Source organism: Nocardia sp. NPDC088792, from assembly GCF_044750615.1.
GTDB lineage: Bacteria > Actinomycetota > Actinomycetes > Mycobacteriales > Mycobacteriaceae > Nocardia.
Genome location: NZ_JBIVKC010000001.1, coordinates 1,586,982 through 1,603,947, shown reverse-complemented (window position 1 = coordinate 1,603,947; position 16,966 = coordinate 1,586,982). Strand labels below are relative to the sequence as shown.

Here is a 16,966-nt window from a genome sequence, read left to right as displayed (position 1 = left end):
GCGCGAGCAGCCTCGAGACGACAGTGCCGCTGATGGCGCGGCTTCCAGACAGGAGTGTGACGTGGCGAGAGATACCGAGGCGATCGAGCGGGAAATCGAGGCCGCGCGGAACCGGCTCGCGAGCACCCTCGACGAGCTGGCGGTGCGGGCCGACCCGCAGCGGCTGGCGGACAACGCCAAGCAGTCCCTCATCGCGAAGGTGAACGAGCCGAAGATCAAGTACAGCCTGATCGGCGCGGGCGCCCTGGTCGCGACCCTGGTGCTGGTCAAGCTCTTCCGCCGGTAAGACCAACTCTCGGAACTCTCAGGGGCTTCGCCCCCGAACCCCGAAAAACAGCGAGGCCCCGGTCCAGAATGGACCGGGGCCTCGCCCTTACCTCCAAGCGTACGAGACCCCGGTCCACCAGGACCGGGGTCTCGTTTCAGTCTGTGGATTGTCGCGGCAGCGACGAATCAGACGGTGGGGCACGCCATTCCGGTGCCGTCCGGGTCGAGGTGGGGGCTGTAACCGGGCTGGCCGCGGAAGAGCGGGGCGACGCCGGCGGCGCGGGCCTGGTCGCAGTTCTCGTAGACGGGGCCACCGGCGGAGCCGGTCTGGGTGAGTCCGGCCGAGCCGGTCGCGGCGGAGCCGGTGTCGATGGCGGAGGAGCCGGTACCGGAGGAACCGGTGGGGACATCGGCGAAGGCAACGGCGGTCTGGGCTGCGAGGGTCGTCAAGCCCGCGACGCTGGCGGTGACGAGTAGCCGGCGAACGTTCATGTATTCCTCAATGTCGGCGCTATGTGTTGTTAGGTGGCGGCCCGGCTCGGCGCGGATCGCCACCGCTGCCGGTGGAGTGTGGCACGGTGGCCGGTCCGGGTTTCCGGCGTCTACTGTTCTGGCGCAACGTTGCATTGTCAACCGGATGGGCTATCTATCCTGGTCAGCGCGACGACGTGGGTGCGTTCCCGAAGCTGTTCTGCCGGAATGTGTCCCATTCGTCTGATTGAAACCCGCTATGACAGACGGCTTTTCGAGACCTTCACGATTGGGACGGACCGTACTTTACGACAGATTCCTGTGCCATGGCTGTGGCAGGGCTGCGAGTCCCCGGCAGCGTGCACAAGGTTGGTGTCCGTGTCAACTATGCATGGATAGTATGGACGTCATGGTGCGCTGGCTGACCGACGAGGAACAGACGACCTGGCAGTCCTATATCCGCATGCGGCAGCGGCTGGACGCCGCCATCGCCGCCGGACTGGCCCAGGACGGCCTCTCGCCCTCCGATTACGAAGTGCTCGTTGCGCTCTCCGCGGCGGGCGGGCACCTGCGCGCCAAGGAACTCGGCGCGGAGATCTGCTGGGACAAGAGCCGGCTCTCCAAACACCTCACCCGCATGGCCGCCCGCGGACTCGTCGACCGCTGCCAGGCCGCCGACGACGCACGCGGACGGGAAGTGCGCCTCACCGACGCCGGGCGTACGGCGCTGGAAACCGCCGCACCCAATCACGTGGATCTGGTGCGACGGCTGCTCGTCGACGATATGACGCGCGCGGAGTCGGTGGCCCTGCGCTCACTGGCGGACCGGGTCGTCGCCGAAGTCGAGCGCACCGACGTTCCCGGATTCGATTAGCTCTCGTCCTTGGGCGGATCGAATTGCGCGCGCTTCCAGTCGTTGAACGGCTCGTCGCGTTCCCGGACGGCCTCGCGGAAACCGGCTGTGGCGGCGCGCAATTGGAAGGCGTAGCCCTCGCGGGTGTGGCGGGAGATGCCGTCGAAGACGGTGCTGATCATGCCGGAGTTGGCTACGCCCTGGCTGAGCAGTGCGCTGTTGAGGGCCAGCTTCGCCATCACCAGCTGATTGATCGGGACCTGTGAAATGCGTTGCAGCAGTTCCTCGGTGCGCGCGTCGAGCTCGTCGGCGGGCGGGGCTTCGATGGCCAGGCCCCACTCCTCGGCCTGCTTGCCGCTGAGGCTGTCGCCGGTGAAGAGCAGGCGCTTGGCGCGCTGGTCGCCGATCCGGTGCGCCCACATACCCGCGGCTGGAATACCCCAGGTGCGGGTGGGCGGGTAGCCGATGCGGGCATCGTCGGCGCAGATGATCTGGTCGGCGTACAAGGCGATATCGGTGCCGCCGGCGATGGCGAAACCGTGCACCTTGGCGACCGTCGGCTTATTGGCGTACAGCAGGCTCGCGAAGCCGCGGTTGAAACGCGACATCATGGCGTAGTCGACCATGGGATCCCAGGTGGCCCAGGGATTGTGGTTGGCCGCCTGCACCGCCGGATCGAGCACGGTGCCCTCGGTGGGTTGCGCGCCTTCGGCCGGGGCGAAGCTGTTTTCCGCGAAGATCGACAGGTCGTAGCCGCCGCAGAAGCCTTTGCCGCGCCCGCTCACCACGATCACGTGCACCCGCGGGTCGAGGTCGGCGCGTTCCACGGCCGCGGCCAGCTCGATGGGGGTATCGGCGGTGATGGCGTTGCCGCGTTCGGGCCGGTTGAAGGTGATTCGCGCGATTCGGCCGGTGACCTCGTAGGTCAGTGTGCGGCCGGTGAATTCGCCGTCCGGCTCGGGACGCCCGGCGAAGGGGGAGTCGTCACCGGCGGTCAGGTCGTCGCGCCAGGCCGCGGGCCGGGTGCCGGCATGGTTCTCGTAGTCGGGTGCCACTCAAGCAGTGAACCCCGGTTCATTTCTTGCTGTCAAGAGTGACCGCGTCATTCCCAGGGCTTGACCGGGGGCTTCACCCACATGATCTTTTCGTCGGCGTGGGCGCGGCGGGCGGCTTCGTGGCCCGGGTTGCGGGTGGCCCAGGCGTCCTTTTCGGCGAGGAGGCGGGCGGCGGCCTGCCAGGTTTCGTCGGTGCTGGGTGGGTTGGTGTCGGCGGCTCGGGCCAGTTTGCGGCGTTGCGCCGGGGGCATCTCGAGCAACTCGGCTCCGCTGATCGCGCGGTCCCAGATGTATGCGGCCAGTCGGCGCGCCTTCTCCTCGCGACTGCGATCGGCGAAGTCGGAGTGGGCGTAGTCGGCCATCTCGCAACTCCGCAGGTAGTGGACGAATTACGAGGCCGACCCTACTCCAGGCGGCTACCGTGATCTCATGTCGGATGCCGTGGGTGCCCAGGAACTCGTGATCGACCGTGCCACAGCGCGGGATTGGGAAACCGTCGTCGGCTGGGCGGCCGCGGAGGGCTGGAATCCGGGGGAGGGGGATACCGGCGCGTTCTTCGCGCAGGACCCGGGCGGATTCTTCCTCGGCCGGATCGACGGGGAGCCCGCGACGGCGGTGTCGGTGGTGAACTACGGCGGCGAATACGCCTTTCTGGGTTTCTATCTCGTGCGGCCCGAGTTACGTGGCCAGGGGCTGGGGCTCGCGACATGGCAGGCGGGCCTGCTGCATGCCGGTACCCGCGTGGTCGGTCTCGACGGAGTGCCGGATCAGCAGGACAACTACCGCCGCAGCGGATTCGAACTCGCTTATCGCACAGCGCGTTTCACCGGTATCCCGGAGCTGCCGCCACCGGATGCGACGGTGCGTGCGCTGGCCGCGGACAATGTGATCGGTGTGCGGGCCTATGATTCCGCGTGCCTGCCCGCTGATCGTCCCGACTTTCTGACCATGTGGCTCGGCGATCCCCGGCATCGCACCGTGGTGCGCATTGTCGACGGGACCCTCACCGGTTTCGGAACCGTCCGTCCCGCAAGGGATTCCCTGCGGGTGGGTCCGCTCTTCGCCGATTCGGCCGAGGATGCCCGGCAGCTGCTCGCCGCTCTCGCGCAGGCCGCGAACGGTGCCGCGCTGGCCCTGGATGTCCCGCTGCGCAATGAATCCGCGGTCCGGCTGGCGACGGAGGCGGGGCTGCGGCCGAGCTTCGAGACGGCGCGCATGTACACCGGCCCGGTGCGATCCCATTGCGCGGAAAAGGTTTTCGGCGTCACCACCCTCGAACTCGGCTGAATCGGCTCACCAGGCCGAGGGGCGCACGCGACCGGGTTGTACCACCCGCGCCAGGGCATTGCGCAGCTCGACGACCGCGGCGGGTCCGAGGGCGGCGGCCCAGTGCTCGGTGAACCGGGCGGCGGCCGCATCGGCGGCGCGGGTGCAGGCCCAGCCGCGTTCGGTGAGGGTGATGAGGCGCGCGCGGGAGTCGGTGGGGTGCGGGTTGCGTGCGGCGTAGCCCTTTTTCACCAGCTCGTCCACCAGTTGGCTGGCGGCCTGTTTGGTGACGCCCAGGTGTTCGGCGATCTCGCCGACGGTCGCGCCGTTCGGGGCCATGCGTGCGAAGGCGAAGCCGTGGGTGGGCCGGACATCGGTGAATCCGGCCGCGACCACGCCGCGGTTGATGGCGTCGGTGACCTCGGCGGCGGCCGCGAGCAGCAGCAGCGGTAGGTCCTGGGCGGGTATGGGCATGGGTGAAATCCTGACACTTGACAGATTGGTCAACTTCCTTGACTATATAGTCAAGCAGCTTGACCAAAAAGGAGATTCCGAAATGCCTGTCATCCGCATCGCCACCGCCGAAGTCCACGAGATGCACGGCTCCCGCTTCACCCCCCTCGTCCGCCCCGCCGCCGGCAGCGCCGAACTGTGCATCTGGCGGCTGGAAGTCTCGCCCGGCACCGAGGGTGTTGCACACAAGGTCCTCCGCGAGGAGGCCTTCGTCCTGCTGGACGGCGCCCTGACCCTCACCATCGACGGCGAAGCCGCCGCCCTCACCCCGGGTGACGCCGCCGTGGCCCCCGCCGGATCGACCATCCGCCTGGACAATTCGGCCGATCGCCCCGCCGTCGTCATGGTCACCGCCCCCGTCGGCTTCAGCGGCGAACTCGCCGACGGCACCCGCATCAGCCCGCCCTGGGTGAACTGACCGTCCTGATCAGGGCGTCACGACGAGCCGCTTCCCGCGCAGATCCGTACGCTGCCAAGCGGTTTCGACCTCCGTGAGCGGAACCTGCTCGATCTCGAAGGTGAGCCGGCCGTCCCGGGCCCACTCCACCACCTGTAGGTAACCGGCGCCGATGGCGGCGGGGTCGGCATTGCGGGCAGCGCCGTAGATCTCGACCCCCGAGGTGCGCAGGGCCTCCGCCGAAATGGTCGCGGTGGGCCCGGCGGATTCACCGATCTGCACCAATCGGATCGGAGTGGGGAGGGCGAAGGAATCCGGTATCAGGGTGCTCAACAGGATCTCGGTCGGTCTGCCCCAGAGGAAGTCGACCACGACGTCGTAACCGCTTTCCTTCGCGTCGGTGAATTGCCGCCGTAGCTCGTCGTCCGATACGGCCGTGGTGATCACGGAATCCGCGCCGAGGGCGGTGATTTCGTGCAGCGCCGCGCCATCGCGGCCGGTTGCCACGATGCGGCCGGCGCCCATCAGACGGGCTATCTTGACGGCCAATCGGCCGGCGACGCCGGTGGCGCCTTGGATCAGCACCGTCTCTCCGGCGGTGAAACCGGCTGCGGCAAAGGCGCATACGGTCGGCATGGCCGAGGTGAGGGTGACGGCCGCCGCCGGGTCGAGGCCCTCGGGGATCGGGCCGAGATTGCCCGCGGGAACGACCGTCTGCTCCGCGAGTGCGCCGTAGGGTGCGCGCGGGTTGGCGAAGCCGACGATCGTCCCGTCGGGCAGGGCGCCGGCGCCGTCGAAACACGGAATCATCGGCAGCTCGGACAGGTATCGGGCCGCCGTGTAGTGGCGTCCGGCGGCGATCGCCTTGTCCACGTTCTCGACCGCGACGGCCTTCACCTCGAGGACGATCTCGTCGTCGCCGGGGATCGGGTCGGGGAAGTCCTCGTAGCGCGGTACTCCGCCGATCTCGTGCAATACGGCTGCCTTCATGGGAGTTCTCCTCGATTCAACAGGCTCTCTAACACCGTTAGAGAGAATCTAACAGTGTTAGAGTCGCTTGGGAAGGAGGAACCGTGTCGCTCACCGAGCAACGAATCGTGGCCGAGGCCGTCACCCTGCTGGACGAGGACGGCCTGGACGGGGTGACCCTGCGGAAGCTCGCCCAGCGCCTGGGCGTGCAGGCTCCCACCCTCTACTGGCATCTCCGCAACAAGGCGGCGCTGATCACGGCCCTCGCCGAAGCCATCCTCGCCGAACAGTTCGCCGAGCTGCGACCGCCGGATCCGGCTGTGCGCTGGCGGGATTGGCTCATGGAGCTCGCCGAGCGGCTCCGCGGCGCCCTGCTCGCGCACCGGGACGGCGCGCGCGTGGTATCCGCGGCGCAGCTGTCCACCCGGATGAACGCGTTCTCCGAATTCGCCATGAAGACGCTCGTCGATCGCGGCCTGCCACTGCGGGAAGCACGGCTGAGAGTCCTTGCGATGGAACGCTTCACGATCGGCCACGTGCTGGAGGAACAAGCGGCCCGCCCCGACGACGATGCGCTCGCCGGCTTCGACGCGGACGCCTTCGCCGCCGCACATCCGACCCTGGTCGCCGGCATCGCCGAGTACTTCCGGCCCGGCCGCACCGTTGACGACCTGTTCCGCGATACCCTGCGGCTCGTCATCGAATAATGGTGCGGCGCAACTGGTTCAGACGGTAATCGCCGCCCAGATGCCGCGATGATCGGAACCCGGCAGGTCGACGGTGTGCACCTCGTGGGCGATGGCGTCGCGCAACAGGATGTGGTCGATCGCGATGGCTGCGGGGTACCAGCGGTCCGCGGCATAGGTGGGCTGGATGCCCGCGCCGACCGAGATCGCCGCGTCGCGGTAGGGGCCGTCCAGCAGGGCGCGGTAGGGGCGATGATCCATGGTGGCGTTGAAATCACCGGCGACCAGCACCGGACCGGCATCGTCGGGGATCTTGGCCAGCAGCTGGCGTAGTAGTTCCAATTCCCGTAGCCAATCGCCCGGCGGGTGCGGCCACGGCGGCATCGGGTGCACGGCGAATACGAGGGGCGCGGGATCGTCCGGTAATTCGATTCGGGCGGAGAGCAATTCGGTGACGAAGCCGTCGTGACGCTGTGTATCGGACAGGGGATAGCGGCTCCAGATGCCGGTGCCCTTCCCGCGGTCGGCGGTGCTGCAGTAGTGATACGGGAGCAGCTCGGGCAGTCGGGATGCCATGAGATTGTCCAGCCCCTGCGGCGTCAGCTCGCACACCGTCAGCACATCGATGCGCAGTCGATCGACTGATGCGGCCAGCGCATCCGGATTCGCGCCGCCGATCAGGATATTGGCCTGCATCAGCCGCAGTGTCCGGCCGGACGTCTCCAATTGCCGGGTGCCGTACGGCCGCAGCGGTGCCCGGTCCGGCAACTGCCGCGCCCGGTGCATCGGCCGATGCGACCGGAACAAGGGCAGCCGTGCCCGGTACAACGGCCACTGGGTGGCCAGCGCGGCGCCCAGCAGGACGGCGCTCGCGGCGACCGCGATCCACTGCCGGGCCGCGGCGGCCAGGACCAGGGCGGGCAGGGCCGCGGCCATCAGCCACGGTGCGAGCGCCGCGGCGACGATGACCGGCTGGCGTCGCGAGCCGACCGTCCGCGCGACCAGCCCGGTGGCTGCCACCAGCAGCAATGCGGCCGTGGCCGCGAGCATCAGGGTCGAGAGCGAATTCAGCACACCGTCGATGGTTCCGGCGCAGGCTGTGTCCCGGCTGAGCGAAGGCTGCGAACAGACCCTCGATCTCCGCGAGTGTTTCGGGGCGCCGACTACCTGTCCGGTGGCGTAATTCGCATTTCGTAGTAATTGCTGTGACCCGCCGCAGAATTGGATCGGAAAAGGCTGGGAGCAATCATTATCCGATGCCGGAATTCTGTCGTAGGAATACTGCGATCCGTGTGTATCGGCCCGGTGGGAATGTGCTGAGACTTCAAGCGATTTCGTTGTATCCGACGTGTGCCTGTTCTGAAATTAATTCGGCCTCTGAGGCCTTCATGGGTAACAGAAAGGTAGTGACTGTAATGAGAAGGTTGGCGGGAACACTGGCGGTCGCGGCCGCCGCGGGCGCACTGCTGGTCGGCCCGGTGGTGGGTGCGGCATCGGCCGAGATCCCGGGCGGCGGTATGCCGGTCGCGCAGGACTGGGCCGGCTTCAACCATCCGGGCTGGCACGACCCGGGCGATCCGTGGAACAACGACTGGCATTGCGACCGTCAAGGCAACTGGCACAACGACGAGCACGATCAGTGGGGTCACCGGGACGACCGCTGCCGCCAGTGGTGACGCCGCGGCCGATATCTCGATGACCATCGAATAGCCGAAGCCTCTGGGCGGCACGGCCGTCCAGAGGCTTCATTTTGTGCCGTCGCATATAGCATGAGCGGATGACCCGCGAAACCCTCTACGACGACGGACTGGTCCTTCTCGACGACGAGGCAATCACATTGCGGCGCTATTATTTTCCATTCGCGACCGGTAAACGCATACCGTACGGCCGGATCCAGGGAATCAGCGTGCGCCCGATGGGTTTGATGACCGGGAGGGGACGCCTGTGGGGGACCTCCTCCCCGCGATACTGGCTCCCACTGGATGTGGGCCGGCCGCACAAGGACCGGCTGATCATTCTCGATCTCGGTGGGCGGGTCCGCCCGGCCTTCAGCCCCGACGACCCCGACCGGGTACTGGCCGTGCTCGAACAGCGCGTCGGCCACCCGATCGAACACGGGTAACCGGCCGGCCCCGAATCGAATCCCCGCATCTTCACAGCACCAGGCCGACGATGGTGGCGCTGATCAGGCTCACCAGCGTCGCACTGTAGATCAGCCGCAGGCCCTTTCGGGCGACCAGGGCGCCTTGGCCGGCGTCGAGGATGCGTACCGCGCCGGTGACGATGGCGATGGTGGTGAGGTTGGCGAAGGACACCAGGTAGGTGGAGAGGATCGCCATCGTGTGGCCCGAGAGCGGGGTCGGGCGGCTGTGGAGTTGCTGCATGGCGACGACTTCGTTGGAGACCAGCTTGGTGCCCATGAAGGTGCCGGCGGATCGGGCCTCGTCCCAAGGGATTCCGGTCAGCCAGGCCAGTGGCGCGAAGCCGTGGCCCATCACGTCCTGGAAGGTGGTGCCGTGGAACACCGCCGCGAAGATGCCGTTGACCATTGCCAGCAGGGCGGTGAAGCCGAGCAGCATGGCGGCGACGGTGATCGCGATGCGGAAGCCCACCAGGATGTAGTCGGCGAGCATTTCGAAGAACGAGGGGCGGTCCTGCGCCTCGGTTTCCTCGACATGCAGCAGGGCGTCGTCCTCGGCGCCGGTGGTCCGGTACGGGTTGATGAGCGCGGAGACGACGAACGCGCCGAACAGGTTCAGGGTGATGGCCGCGATAACGTATCGCGGTTCGACGAGTTGCATGTACACACCGAGAATGGCGGCCGAGACCGTGGACATGGCCGAGGTGGCCAGGGTCAGCATCCGCTGTTCCGGGATCCGGCCCAGGATGTCGCGCAAGGAGATGAACACCTCCGACTGCCCGAGCAGCAGGGCCGCGACCGCATTGAACGATTCGAGCTTGCCGAATCCGCTGATCCAGGACACCACCCGGCCCACCACGCGAATGATCAAGGGCAGCAACCGGATATGTTGCAGGATCCCGATCAGGGCGGACACCAGCACGATCGGCATCAGCACCGAGAAGAAGATCGCGGGCTGCTCGCCGACCTTCGGCAGACCGCCGAACACGAACGTGGTGCCGGTGCCGGCGTACGCGAGCAGATGATCGAACGTCCTGCTGATACCGCGCACCACGGCGTCGCCCACCGACGATTTCAGCAGCAGCACGGCCAGCGCGGCCTGCACCAGCAGCAATATCGCAACCCGTCCTAATCTGCTGCCCGCTAGTCGCCGGTCGCTGCTGGGCAGCCAAGCGAGGAACAGGAATCCGGCCAAACCGATACTGCCGATCACGTAGTGCACGCACGCCTCCGGGAGTTCGAGCGAGATACTTGCAAATAGTCAGCTAACGAATGCTCACCCGCAACCGGGCTGCGACTCATTCAACCGGCAATTTTGCGAAAGGTATGCACAATCTCATATTGCGTGCCGACCGGAATGCTCATAACCTGCGGAAAGCAGGCTCGATTCCGCAGCCTGAGCGACCAGAGGTACACACCGGAGCTCCTGTCGACCCGAGGCGGTTCATGACCGACGCTCGATCGCTCTATCGAACCTGGTGGCGAGACCGGGTCGATTATCGCTGGCTGGTCGACACCCTCCAATCCCATTCGGCGCTACGGGGATTCAAGATCATGCTCGGCGCCGGCGGCATCGTCATGCTGATGATCGCGGTGCTGGCCGCGCTCGCGCAGGGGGATGTGTCGGGGCCACTCGGCTGGCAGGGCGGCATCGAAGCCACGGTGGCGGGTGCGTGGACCCTGCGCTGGTGGCTGCTGCCGTGGCCGCGGGAAATCGAATCGCTCATCTGGATCGTGCTGTTCGATCTCGACACCACCGCCAACGATCTGCTGGCCCACGACCGCGTCATCGCGGTGCTCGGCATCGTGCTGCTCATGGCCATGGGCGGGTATGTGACCGTGTTCCACGGCCCGCGCATCCTGGCCCTGCACGTCGGCTGGTCCATGCTGGCGACGGTCATGCTGGGCGTGCTCATCGCCATGGGCTACCTGCCGAGCACCGGGCGCAACGAGCCCGACCTCGGCGGGCGGCAGCAGGATATCGCCCTCGGCCTGGCCATCATTCTGGTCATGGCGGTGGTGGTCGGCGTCATCCTGCCGTTCGTGCAGGTGTGCCATTGGATCGTGCGGGTCGACGCGCAGTCGGATCCATTGACCAAATTGCTCAATCGCCGTGGCCTCGACGCCAATCTCGCCGCGCACGTCGGCCGCTGCCGGCGCCGATCCGCGTATGTGGCATCGCTGGATCTGGACCGCTTCAAATCCATCAACGACACCTTCGGGCACGCCTTCGGCGACGAAGCGCTGGTGTACACCGCCCAGCGATTGCGGGAGACCGTCGAATCCGACGCCCTGGTGGCCCGTACCGGCGGTGAGGAATTCGTGGTGGTCGGCTGCCTGCGCGAGGAACCCGCCACGGTGGGGGAGCGATTGCGCGCGGCCATCGAAACCATGTCCGAGCTGCCGGTCACGATCACGGCCAGCGTGGGCATCGCCGTGGTCGACGCCTCGAGGCCAGATACCGAATACACCGAAGCCACCTTCGAGCGGCTGCTGCGCCGCGCCGACTACGCCATGTACCGGGCAAAACGCCTGGGCGGCAATACCACCGTGGTCGCCGGCGACGAGGAGCCGCTACCGGACCTACCGCCGCGCCCCACGGCCGCGCTGACCGAATCCCCAGTGCCCGAACATGATCGCGTGGCACGCTGACTGTCATGACGAACCAGTCCACCGGGCCGGCTCCGCGGGTCCATCAGCACCCGTTCGTGCCCTACTCCCCGCCGCGCCTGGACCAGGCCGAGGGGCTGCGCCGCGCCCGCGAATTCCACGAGTTTCTCGAATCCCGGCGCAGCGTCAGATTTTTCGCCCCCGACCCGGTCCCGTGCGAGATGATCGAGCTGGCCGTGGCGGCGGCCAATACCGCCCCCTCGGGTGCGCACCACCAGCCATGGAAATTCGTAGCCGTCGCCGATCCGGACCTCAAGCACCGCATCCGTGCAGCCGCGGAACACGAAGAACGCATCAATTACGAGGGCGGCCGGCTCCCCGAACCTTGGCGAGATGCCCTCGCCCCCTTGGAAACCGATGCCGACAAGTCCTATCTGGACGTGGTCCCCTGGCTGGTGGTGGTTTTCGCCGAGAAGAGCACGCCGCGGCCGGACGGAACGCTGCGCAAGAACTACTACGTGAACGAGAGCGTGGGCATCGCCTGCGGCCTGTTCATCGCGGCCCTGCACACCATGGGTCTCGCCACCCTGACCCACACCCCCAACCCCATGGCCTTCCTGTCGGAGATCCTGCATCGCCCCGCGACCGAGCGTCCCTACATCCTCTTCCCGGTCGGCTATCCCGCCCCCGACTGCGAGGTGCCGGATCTCCGCCGCAAGCCGCTCCCGGAGGCCCTGGAAATTTACTGAGGCAGACTTATAAGAGCTTCCCGACTCGAGCCGAAGTCATCGATTCCGCCCGGTACCGAACAGTATTGGGCTCCTGAGCATCCTCCAATTGGAAGCAATCGGTTGTAGCCTGGCCCGCAGTGCACTCATCCGATCGGGCGAGTGCTTTGCGCCGGCGCGAGCGAGGATCGCAGAGGGCCTGGCGTTCAATGACTTTGGAGGGTCGAAAATGACGCGGAATCGGTTCGCTGTCGTCCAGTCGCTGGTCGTGGTGGGCATATTGTTGCTCGTGCTCGGAGTCGCGGGCTTCTCGCTGCATTACAAGGGCGTGGCCGTGGCGCTCTGGAGTGTGGGTGTCCTCTCGCTGCTCGGCGCCGGGATTGCCTGGACGGCCCTCAAACCCTCGAAGTGATTGTCGCCCGCCTCCGCGGTATGTGGTGGTGGCCATAATGTGTGGCGAACGGAGATGGGCGCCGTTAATATGATTGCCGCGACGCGGGGAAGTTCCTGGATCTATAGCTGGGGACCGAGTTGAGTTCCTCCGCGTCGTCCAAACACTTCCCGAGCCTCCGATCACCATGACCGGGGGCTTGTCTCGTATTCGGGCACGGGCTGCGTCTTATCGGTTGCTTCGGGTGTGGACGGCTCAGACGAGCAGGACGCGGCGCCCGCGGGTATGTCCGGATTGGCTGTCCGCGTGTGCTGCCGCGGCCTCGGTGAGCGGGTACGACCGGTCGACCGGGATGCGGAGCTTGCCGCGTCGAATAAGGTCGACGGCGGTGGCGAGTGCTTCGGGCATGCTGCCGCCGACGCCGGCGAATCGGATACCGAGCATCGGCGCCTCGAGGTCGGCGATGGTGACGACCTTGTCCGGGTTCCCGGTCAGGTCCAGGAGTCCGCGCAGGACGCCGGTGCCATTGAGGTCCAGCGCAGCGTCGATCCGACCGAACCGGCGTACGCGCTCGACCCAGCCCGGACCGTAGGTGGTGGCGATCGCGCCGAGGCTTCGCAGATAGTCCTGGTTCGCGGTCCCGGCGGTGCCGATCACCGTGATTCCCCGGTCGCGGGCGATCTGCAAAACCGTCGACCCGACCCCACCTGCGGCACCGCTGACCAGCAGCGTTTGCCCGGGTTCGACGCCGACCATCCGGATGATCCGCAGCGCGGTCTCGACCACCGATGGGTACCCGGCGGCCTCGGCGAAGGTGAGCCCGCCGGGCAGGCGCGCCCAGCTGGAGAGCACGGCGTACTCCGCGTACGTGTCGGCACCGCGGCCGAACACGGGCTCGCCGACCGCCAGATCGGTGACACCGTCACCGATTTCGTCCACCACGCCCGCGGCGTCCTGTCCGACGCCGGCGGGCAGCTGGAGCGGGTGGACTCGTTGGAACTGACCCTCGCGAACCCGCCAATCGTGCGGATTCACCCCCGCTGCCCGCACGGCGATGCGTATTTGGCCGGGGCCGGCGTGGGGCTCGGCCACCGCTGTCAGTTCCAGCACATCCGGGCTGCCGAATTCGGCGAAGCGTATTGCTCTCACGCCTCCAAAATAACGCTAACCGTTAGTGTTTTGCAACGGATAGTGTTTAATGATTGATGCATATTCGTATCTGATAGCATCGGAGCCATGGCCGTGCCCATTGGACGCCGGGAGCGAAAGAAGGCCGCGACCCGCGAGAAGATCGCCGACGCCGCCCGCCGGCTGTTCCTGGAACGCGGGTACGACGCGGTGGGAATCCGCGATGTCGCCGCCGAGGCCGACGTGGCCGTCACCACGCTCTTCGCCCACTTCCCCTCGAAAGAGGCTCTGGTGTTCGAGCATGACGAAGACTTCGAATATCGCCTCACACACGCGGTCACCGACCGGGCGCCGAACGAACCGCTGATTCCCGCGCTGCGCCACGAGATCCAGGCCATGGTCCGGCACTGCGCGGCCGAACAGGCCGCCCCGCTCTGGCACATGATCGACCACACACCCGCCCTGCGGCAGTACGAGGGGTCGGTCCGGCTGCGCCACGCGGAGTCGCTGGCGGCAGCCATCGCCGCCGATCTCGACCAACCGCCCCCCGCAACGGCCTGCCGGACCATCGCCAGATTCGTGATCGACGCCTATTCCCTGGGTCGTGAGTCACCCGACCCAGAGTCCGCCGTGAACGAGATCTTCCGGATGATCGAGGCAGCCTGGGCGGTCACCGGTAGTTCTGAGCACGCAACCGCGTCGATCGGTCCGTGACTTCTCGCGGTGATCGACGCGGTTGCGCGATCAGAACACGGCGATGGGATTGACCGTGACGCCGGTCAGGCCATGGATGCGCGGCGGGCCGACGGTGAGCAGGAAGCTGTAGCGCTTCAGCTCCGCGCACAGCGCCGCAAGGTCGTCGAGCTGTGACCCGTCGATCAGCGGCATCGCCATTCGGCCCAGTGCGATGCCGTGCAGCGGGGACGGCCCATCGGGGTCGAGCGCCGGGTGGGCATCGCCCCTGTCGCCCGTGTAGAGGGCGACCCCGCGACGGTGCATCCAGCGCACCGCGTCGAGGCTGATTCCCGGAGTCGGCCTATCGGCAATCAGTGGGTCGGCCGGCCAGCCGAACCGCACCGCCAACGCATCACCCGCCCCTACCTCGACGCCTTGCCGCTGCTCGGCGTCTTCGAAGTCGCGCGATGTCACCGCGTGCCCGGCCGGGAGCGGCTCTTCGACAGCCAGATCGAGTAAAACTCCTCGTGTGACGATTCCGGCGGCGAAGGCCGTCGTCGAGGCGAAGGTAACGCCCGCGGCCGTCACGATCCGGTCCCTCGGACGACCGGGGTAGACCTCGTTGCCGGTCGACCAGTGCGCCAGGGCGTCGATGTGCGTCGACTTCGCGTGATGGTTCGTGATCACCACCAGGTCGGCCGCCACGCCTCTCCCCGTGTGGGACATCATCTGCTGCACGGGAGAGACTTCCACCGTCGTGGGCGCGAACGGACCGCTGATCATCGGATTGGGCGTAATCGGCTGGGCCAGCGACGCCCATCGACCGGTCCGCACCTCGGCGGCGGCCTTCGCACGCACGTCGTCGGTGATGAGGTTGAGTGTGCCGAGTTCGTCGTCGGATCCCCACCGGCCCCAGTTGTCGGGCAGGTCAAGGTCATTCGGATCGGCCATATGATCAGGCCCCTCTCATCACGATCCACCAGAACGAGGTCGTCCGCTGTCGCGGCGCGCCGCCCCGCAAGACAGTCGGATCCGCGCGTCAAGATTGACGCTACTCCATCGAGCACAACCGGAATCGCAGCGGACGACCCTGCCGGACAGCATGTTTGGCCTGCTCGCGACGTCCGGCCAACCCCTTGTCGCCGCCCCCTCACTACGACCTTCATGCGCCGGTTCGCCGAGGAGGCGGGCAGTCTCACCGAGCCAGGGCGTCACCTGGCGAGGGGTGCACGGAGCAAACCGCACCCCTGGCATGGTCTTGCCTTTGAGCGCGCTCGAAGCCATACCGTCGCCGGCATGACTACACATGCAACCCAGACCTGGATCATCACCGGTGCCTCGAAGGGTTTCGGGCGCGCGCTGGCGGAGGCGGCGCTCGCGGCGGGTGACAATGTCGTTGCGGCGGTGCGTAATCCGGAAAGCGTGGCAGACCTGGCAGCCGAGTATCCCGACACCTGTCTGCTCGCTCGCTTCGATGCGCGCGATACGCACGCCGCCGCTGGGCTGGTGAGCAGCGCCCTCGACCGATTCGGCCGTCTCGATGTGCTCGTGAACAATGCGGGCCGGGCCGTGATCGGCGCGATCGAGGAGGTCGGTGACGCGCAGTTGCGGGACCTGATGGACCTGCACCTGTTCGGCCCGGCGGCGCTCGTGCGGGCGGCGCTGCCCGTGCTGCGCGGCCAGGGTAGTGGCACGATCGTACAGATGAGCAGCCAGGGCGGACGAGTGGCGTTTCCCGGTGTGTCGGCCTATTGCTCCTCGAAGTTCGCGCTCGAAGGCTGGTCCGAATCCCTTGCGGCCGAGGTCGCGCCGTTCGGGGTGCGCGTGATGATCGTCGAGCCGAGCCGGTTCCGTACCGCGTTCAACGCCGAGCTCGAGTTCAGCACGGTGTCGGAGAGCTACCGGGACACGCTCGCCGCCCTGCGGGCCGACATGGCGGGTGCCGACGGTGTTCAGGAAGGCGATCCAGTGCGAGCGGCCGACATCATCGTGCGCCTCGCGCACAGCGAGGAGGTCCCGCTGCGCCTGCCGCTCGGGCATGAGGCGGTCGAACGGCTGTCCGGTGTATATCGTCGTGGCCTGGCCGAGGTCGAGCAGTGGGCAGAGACCGCCCGCAGCGCCGATTTCGACGACGCCGTCTCCTCGGTTCGCCCTGTTTAGGCTCGATGACGTGGCGACGGACGAACTAATGGAACGGGCGCTGGCAATGCTCGGCGACGAGGACGACGACCTGGCCTCGATCGAGGTGATTCACCGTCTCTCGAACGCCGCGGACATCGATGCGCCGATGACCATCGCCGAGGTCGCGGACATGCTCGACGTCTCACCCCACACCCTGCGCTACTACGAGCGCGCAGGGCTGATCGAGGTCGGTCGTGACAGCAGCGGTTACCGCGCCTACGACGTCGAAGCGGTGCGGCGGTTGGTGTTCCTGACCCGAATGCGGCTGTCCGGCATGCCGATGCGCGATCTTCAGCACTACATCGAGCTCGTCGACGCCGGTGAGGACACCGTGCCCGAACGGCTCGACATGCTGATCGAGCACCGCGACATGATCCGCCGCCGTATCCGCGAACTGACCCTGTCGCTGGCCGCGACGGAGTACAAGATCGCCACGTACGGCGGCCGCACCGGCCCCGACGTCTAACTGCCGCGGCGGATTTGGTCGACCGCCAACCGCTTCGTGCCCCTCGCAGCGGTCACACTCGGCCGCCGCGAGTGCACAACCTTGTAGCGGCAGCTGCGGACGTTCGGCTGGTACCCGCACGATGGGATCGATCCCTGAGCGGTAGCCACTCGAGCAGGTGTCAGACTCAT

General features: G+C 67.1%; 22 protein-coding genes. 13 read left to right on the top strand and 9 right to left on the bottom strand.

Annotated elements, in window-relative coordinates; all coding sequences use genetic code 11:
• Positions 1-61: 61 nt before the first annotated feature.
• Positions 62-286 (top strand): DUF3618 domain-containing protein, encoded by a 225-nt coding sequence (locus tag ACIP5Y_RS07810; RefSeq protein ID WP_397017295.1) that lies wholly within the window; start codon positions 62-64, stop codon positions 284-286.
• Positions 287-453: 167 nt separating this feature from the next.
• Here the strand turns inward: ACIP5Y_RS07810 and ACIP5Y_RS07805 are convergent, their stop codons facing one another.
• Complete coding sequence (locus tag ACIP5Y_RS07805) at positions 454-759, bottom strand: excalibur calcium-binding domain-containing protein (protein WP_400348538.1); 306 nt, start codon at positions 757-759, stop codon at positions 454-456.
• Between the two features lie 388 nt (positions 760-1,147).
• On the opposite strand from ACIP5Y_RS07805, the gene ACIP5Y_RS07800 reads away from it, so the two are divergent.
• Complete coding sequence (locus ACIP5Y_RS07800; protein WP_400348536.1) at positions 1,148-1,612, top strand: MarR family winged helix-turn-helix transcriptional regulator; 465 nt, start codon at positions 1,148-1,150, stop codon at positions 1,610-1,612.
• On the opposite strand, the gene ACIP5Y_RS07795 is transcribed toward ACIP5Y_RS07800, so the two are convergent.
• Together ACIP5Y_RS07795 and ACIP5Y_RS07790 are read right to left on the bottom strand one after the other, a co-directional pair.
• The gene (locus ACIP5Y_RS07795) at positions 1,609-2,646 is read right to left on the bottom strand and encodes a crotonase/enoyl-CoA hydratase family protein (protein WP_400348534.1); all 1,038 of its coding nucleotides are present in this window, start codon (positions 2,644-2,646) and stop codon (positions 1,609-1,611) included. The two genes, ACIP5Y_RS07800 and ACIP5Y_RS07795, sit on opposite strands and share 4 nt — an antisense overlap.
• 47 nt (positions 2,647-2,693) lie before the next feature.
• On the bottom strand, positions 2,694-3,008 hold the full coding sequence (locus ACIP5Y_RS07790) for a hypothetical protein (protein WP_400348533.1): 315 nt from the start codon (positions 3,006-3,008) through the stop codon (positions 2,694-2,696).
• Positions 3,009-3,075: 67 nt separating this feature from the next.
• Here ACIP5Y_RS07790 and ACIP5Y_RS07785 point away from each other — a divergent pair, with 67 nt between their 5' ends.
• Complete coding sequence (locus ACIP5Y_RS07785) at positions 3,076-3,933, top strand: GNAT family N-acetyltransferase (protein ID WP_400348531.1); 858 nt, start codon at positions 3,076-3,078, stop codon at positions 3,931-3,933.
• 6 nt (positions 3,934-3,939) lie between these two features.
• Here the strand turns inward: ACIP5Y_RS07785 and ACIP5Y_RS07780 are convergent, their stop codons facing one another.
• The gene (locus tag ACIP5Y_RS07780) at positions 3,940-4,386 is read right to left on the bottom strand and encodes a MarR family winged helix-turn-helix transcriptional regulator (protein ID WP_400348528.1); all 447 of its coding nucleotides are present in this window, start codon (positions 4,384-4,386) and stop codon (positions 3,940-3,942) included.
• An 82-nt stretch (positions 4,387-4,468) separates the two neighbouring features.
• On the opposite strand from ACIP5Y_RS07780, the gene ACIP5Y_RS07775 reads away from it, so the two are divergent.
• Positions 4,469-4,843, top strand: a complete 375-nt coding sequence (locus ACIP5Y_RS07775; protein ID WP_400348526.1) for a cupin domain-containing protein — start codon at positions 4,469-4,471, stop codon at positions 4,841-4,843.
• A gap of 9 nt (positions 4,844-4,852) precedes the next feature.
• Here the strand turns inward: ACIP5Y_RS07775 and ACIP5Y_RS07770 are convergent, their stop codons facing one another.
• Positions 4,853-5,812, bottom strand: coding sequence for a zinc-binding alcohol dehydrogenase family protein (locus ACIP5Y_RS07770; protein ID WP_400348524.1), 960 nt, complete (start codon positions 5,810-5,812; stop codon positions 4,853-4,855).
• Positions 5,813-5,895: 83 nt separating this feature from the next.
• On the opposite strand from ACIP5Y_RS07770, the gene ACIP5Y_RS07765 reads away from it, so the two are divergent.
• Complete coding sequence (locus ACIP5Y_RS07765; RefSeq protein ID WP_400348523.1) at positions 5,896-6,498, top strand: TetR/AcrR family transcriptional regulator C-terminal domain-containing protein; 603 nt, start codon at positions 5,896-5,898, stop codon at positions 6,496-6,498.
• A gap of 18 nt (positions 6,499-6,516) precedes the next feature.
• On the opposite strand, the gene ACIP5Y_RS07760 is transcribed toward ACIP5Y_RS07765, so the two are convergent.
• Positions 6,517-7,551: an endonuclease/exonuclease/phosphatase family protein gene (locus ACIP5Y_RS07760; RefSeq protein WP_400348521.1), complete on the bottom strand. Its 1,035-nt coding sequence runs from the start codon at positions 7,549-7,551 to the stop codon at positions 6,517-6,519.
• Between the two features lie 341 nt (positions 7,552-7,892).
• Between ACIP5Y_RS07760 and ACIP5Y_RS07755 the strand changes: the two genes are divergently transcribed.
• Positions 7,893-8,153, top strand: a complete 261-nt coding sequence (locus ACIP5Y_RS07755) for a hypothetical protein (RefSeq protein ID WP_400348519.1) — start codon at positions 7,893-7,895, stop codon at positions 8,151-8,153.
• Positions 8,154-8,254: 101 nt separating this feature from the next.
• On the top strand, positions 8,255-8,599 hold the full coding sequence (locus tag ACIP5Y_RS07750) for a hypothetical protein (RefSeq protein ID WP_400348518.1): 345 nt from the start codon (positions 8,255-8,257) through the stop codon (positions 8,597-8,599).
• Between the two features lie 31 nt (positions 8,600-8,630).
• On the opposite strand, the gene ACIP5Y_RS07745 is transcribed toward ACIP5Y_RS07750, so the two are convergent.
• Complete coding sequence (locus tag ACIP5Y_RS07745) at positions 8,631-9,839, bottom strand: NupC/NupG family nucleoside CNT transporter (protein ID WP_400348517.1); 1,209 nt, start codon at positions 9,837-9,839, stop codon at positions 8,631-8,633.
• A gap of 224 nt (positions 9,840-10,063) precedes the next feature.
• On the opposite strand from ACIP5Y_RS07745, the gene ACIP5Y_RS07740 reads away from it, so the two are divergent.
• The 3 genes from ACIP5Y_RS07740 (at position 10,064) to ACIP5Y_RS07730 (ending at position 12,367) form a co-directional block, all read left to right on the top strand.
• A complete protein-coding gene (locus tag ACIP5Y_RS07740) occupies positions 10,064-11,269 on the top strand; it encodes a diguanylate cyclase domain-containing protein (RefSeq protein WP_400348515.1) in 1,206 nt (401 codons plus the stop codon).
• 5 nt (positions 11,270-11,274) lie between these two features.
• Entirely contained in the window at positions 11,275-11,976 is a 702-nt protein-coding gene (locus tag ACIP5Y_RS07735) for a nitroreductase family protein (protein WP_400348513.1), read from the top strand.
• Positions 11,977-12,184: 208 nt separating this feature from the next.
• Positions 12,185-12,367 (top strand): hypothetical protein, encoded by a 183-nt coding sequence (locus tag ACIP5Y_RS07730; RefSeq protein ID WP_400348511.1) that lies wholly within the window; start codon positions 12,185-12,187, stop codon positions 12,365-12,367.
• A gap of 234 nt (positions 12,368-12,601) precedes the next feature.
• Here the strand turns inward: ACIP5Y_RS07730 and ACIP5Y_RS07725 are convergent, their stop codons facing one another.
• On the bottom strand, positions 12,602-13,495 hold the full coding sequence (locus ACIP5Y_RS07725) for an NADP-dependent oxidoreductase (protein ID WP_400348510.1): 894 nt from the start codon (positions 13,493-13,495) through the stop codon (positions 12,602-12,604).
• Positions 13,496-13,582: 87 nt separating this feature from the next.
• Between ACIP5Y_RS07725 and ACIP5Y_RS07720 the strand changes: the two genes are divergently transcribed.
• Entirely contained in the window at positions 13,583-14,188 is a 606-nt protein-coding gene (locus tag ACIP5Y_RS07720) for a TetR/AcrR family transcriptional regulator (RefSeq protein ID WP_400348509.1), read from the top strand.
• Between the two features lie 30 nt (positions 14,189-14,218).
• Here ACIP5Y_RS07720 and ACIP5Y_RS07715 read toward each other — a convergent pair whose 3' ends face one another.
• The gene (locus ACIP5Y_RS07715) at positions 14,219-15,100 is read right to left on the bottom strand and encodes a cyclase family protein (protein WP_400348508.1); all 882 of its coding nucleotides are present in this window, start codon (positions 15,098-15,100) and stop codon (positions 14,219-14,221) included.
• Between the two features lie 345 nt (positions 15,101-15,445).
• On the opposite strand from ACIP5Y_RS07715, the gene ACIP5Y_RS07710 reads away from it, so the two are divergent.
• Together ACIP5Y_RS07710 and ACIP5Y_RS07705 are read left to right on the top strand one after the other, a co-directional pair.
• A complete protein-coding gene (locus tag ACIP5Y_RS07710; protein WP_400349184.1) occupies positions 15,446-16,309 on the top strand; it encodes an SDR family NAD(P)-dependent oxidoreductase in 864 nt (287 codons plus the stop codon).
• 10 nt (positions 16,310-16,319) lie between these two features.
• Positions 16,320-16,796, top strand: coding sequence for a MerR family transcriptional regulator (locus ACIP5Y_RS07705; protein WP_400348506.1), 477 nt, complete (start codon positions 16,320-16,322; stop codon positions 16,794-16,796).
• Positions 16,797-16,966: the final 170 nt, after the last annotated feature.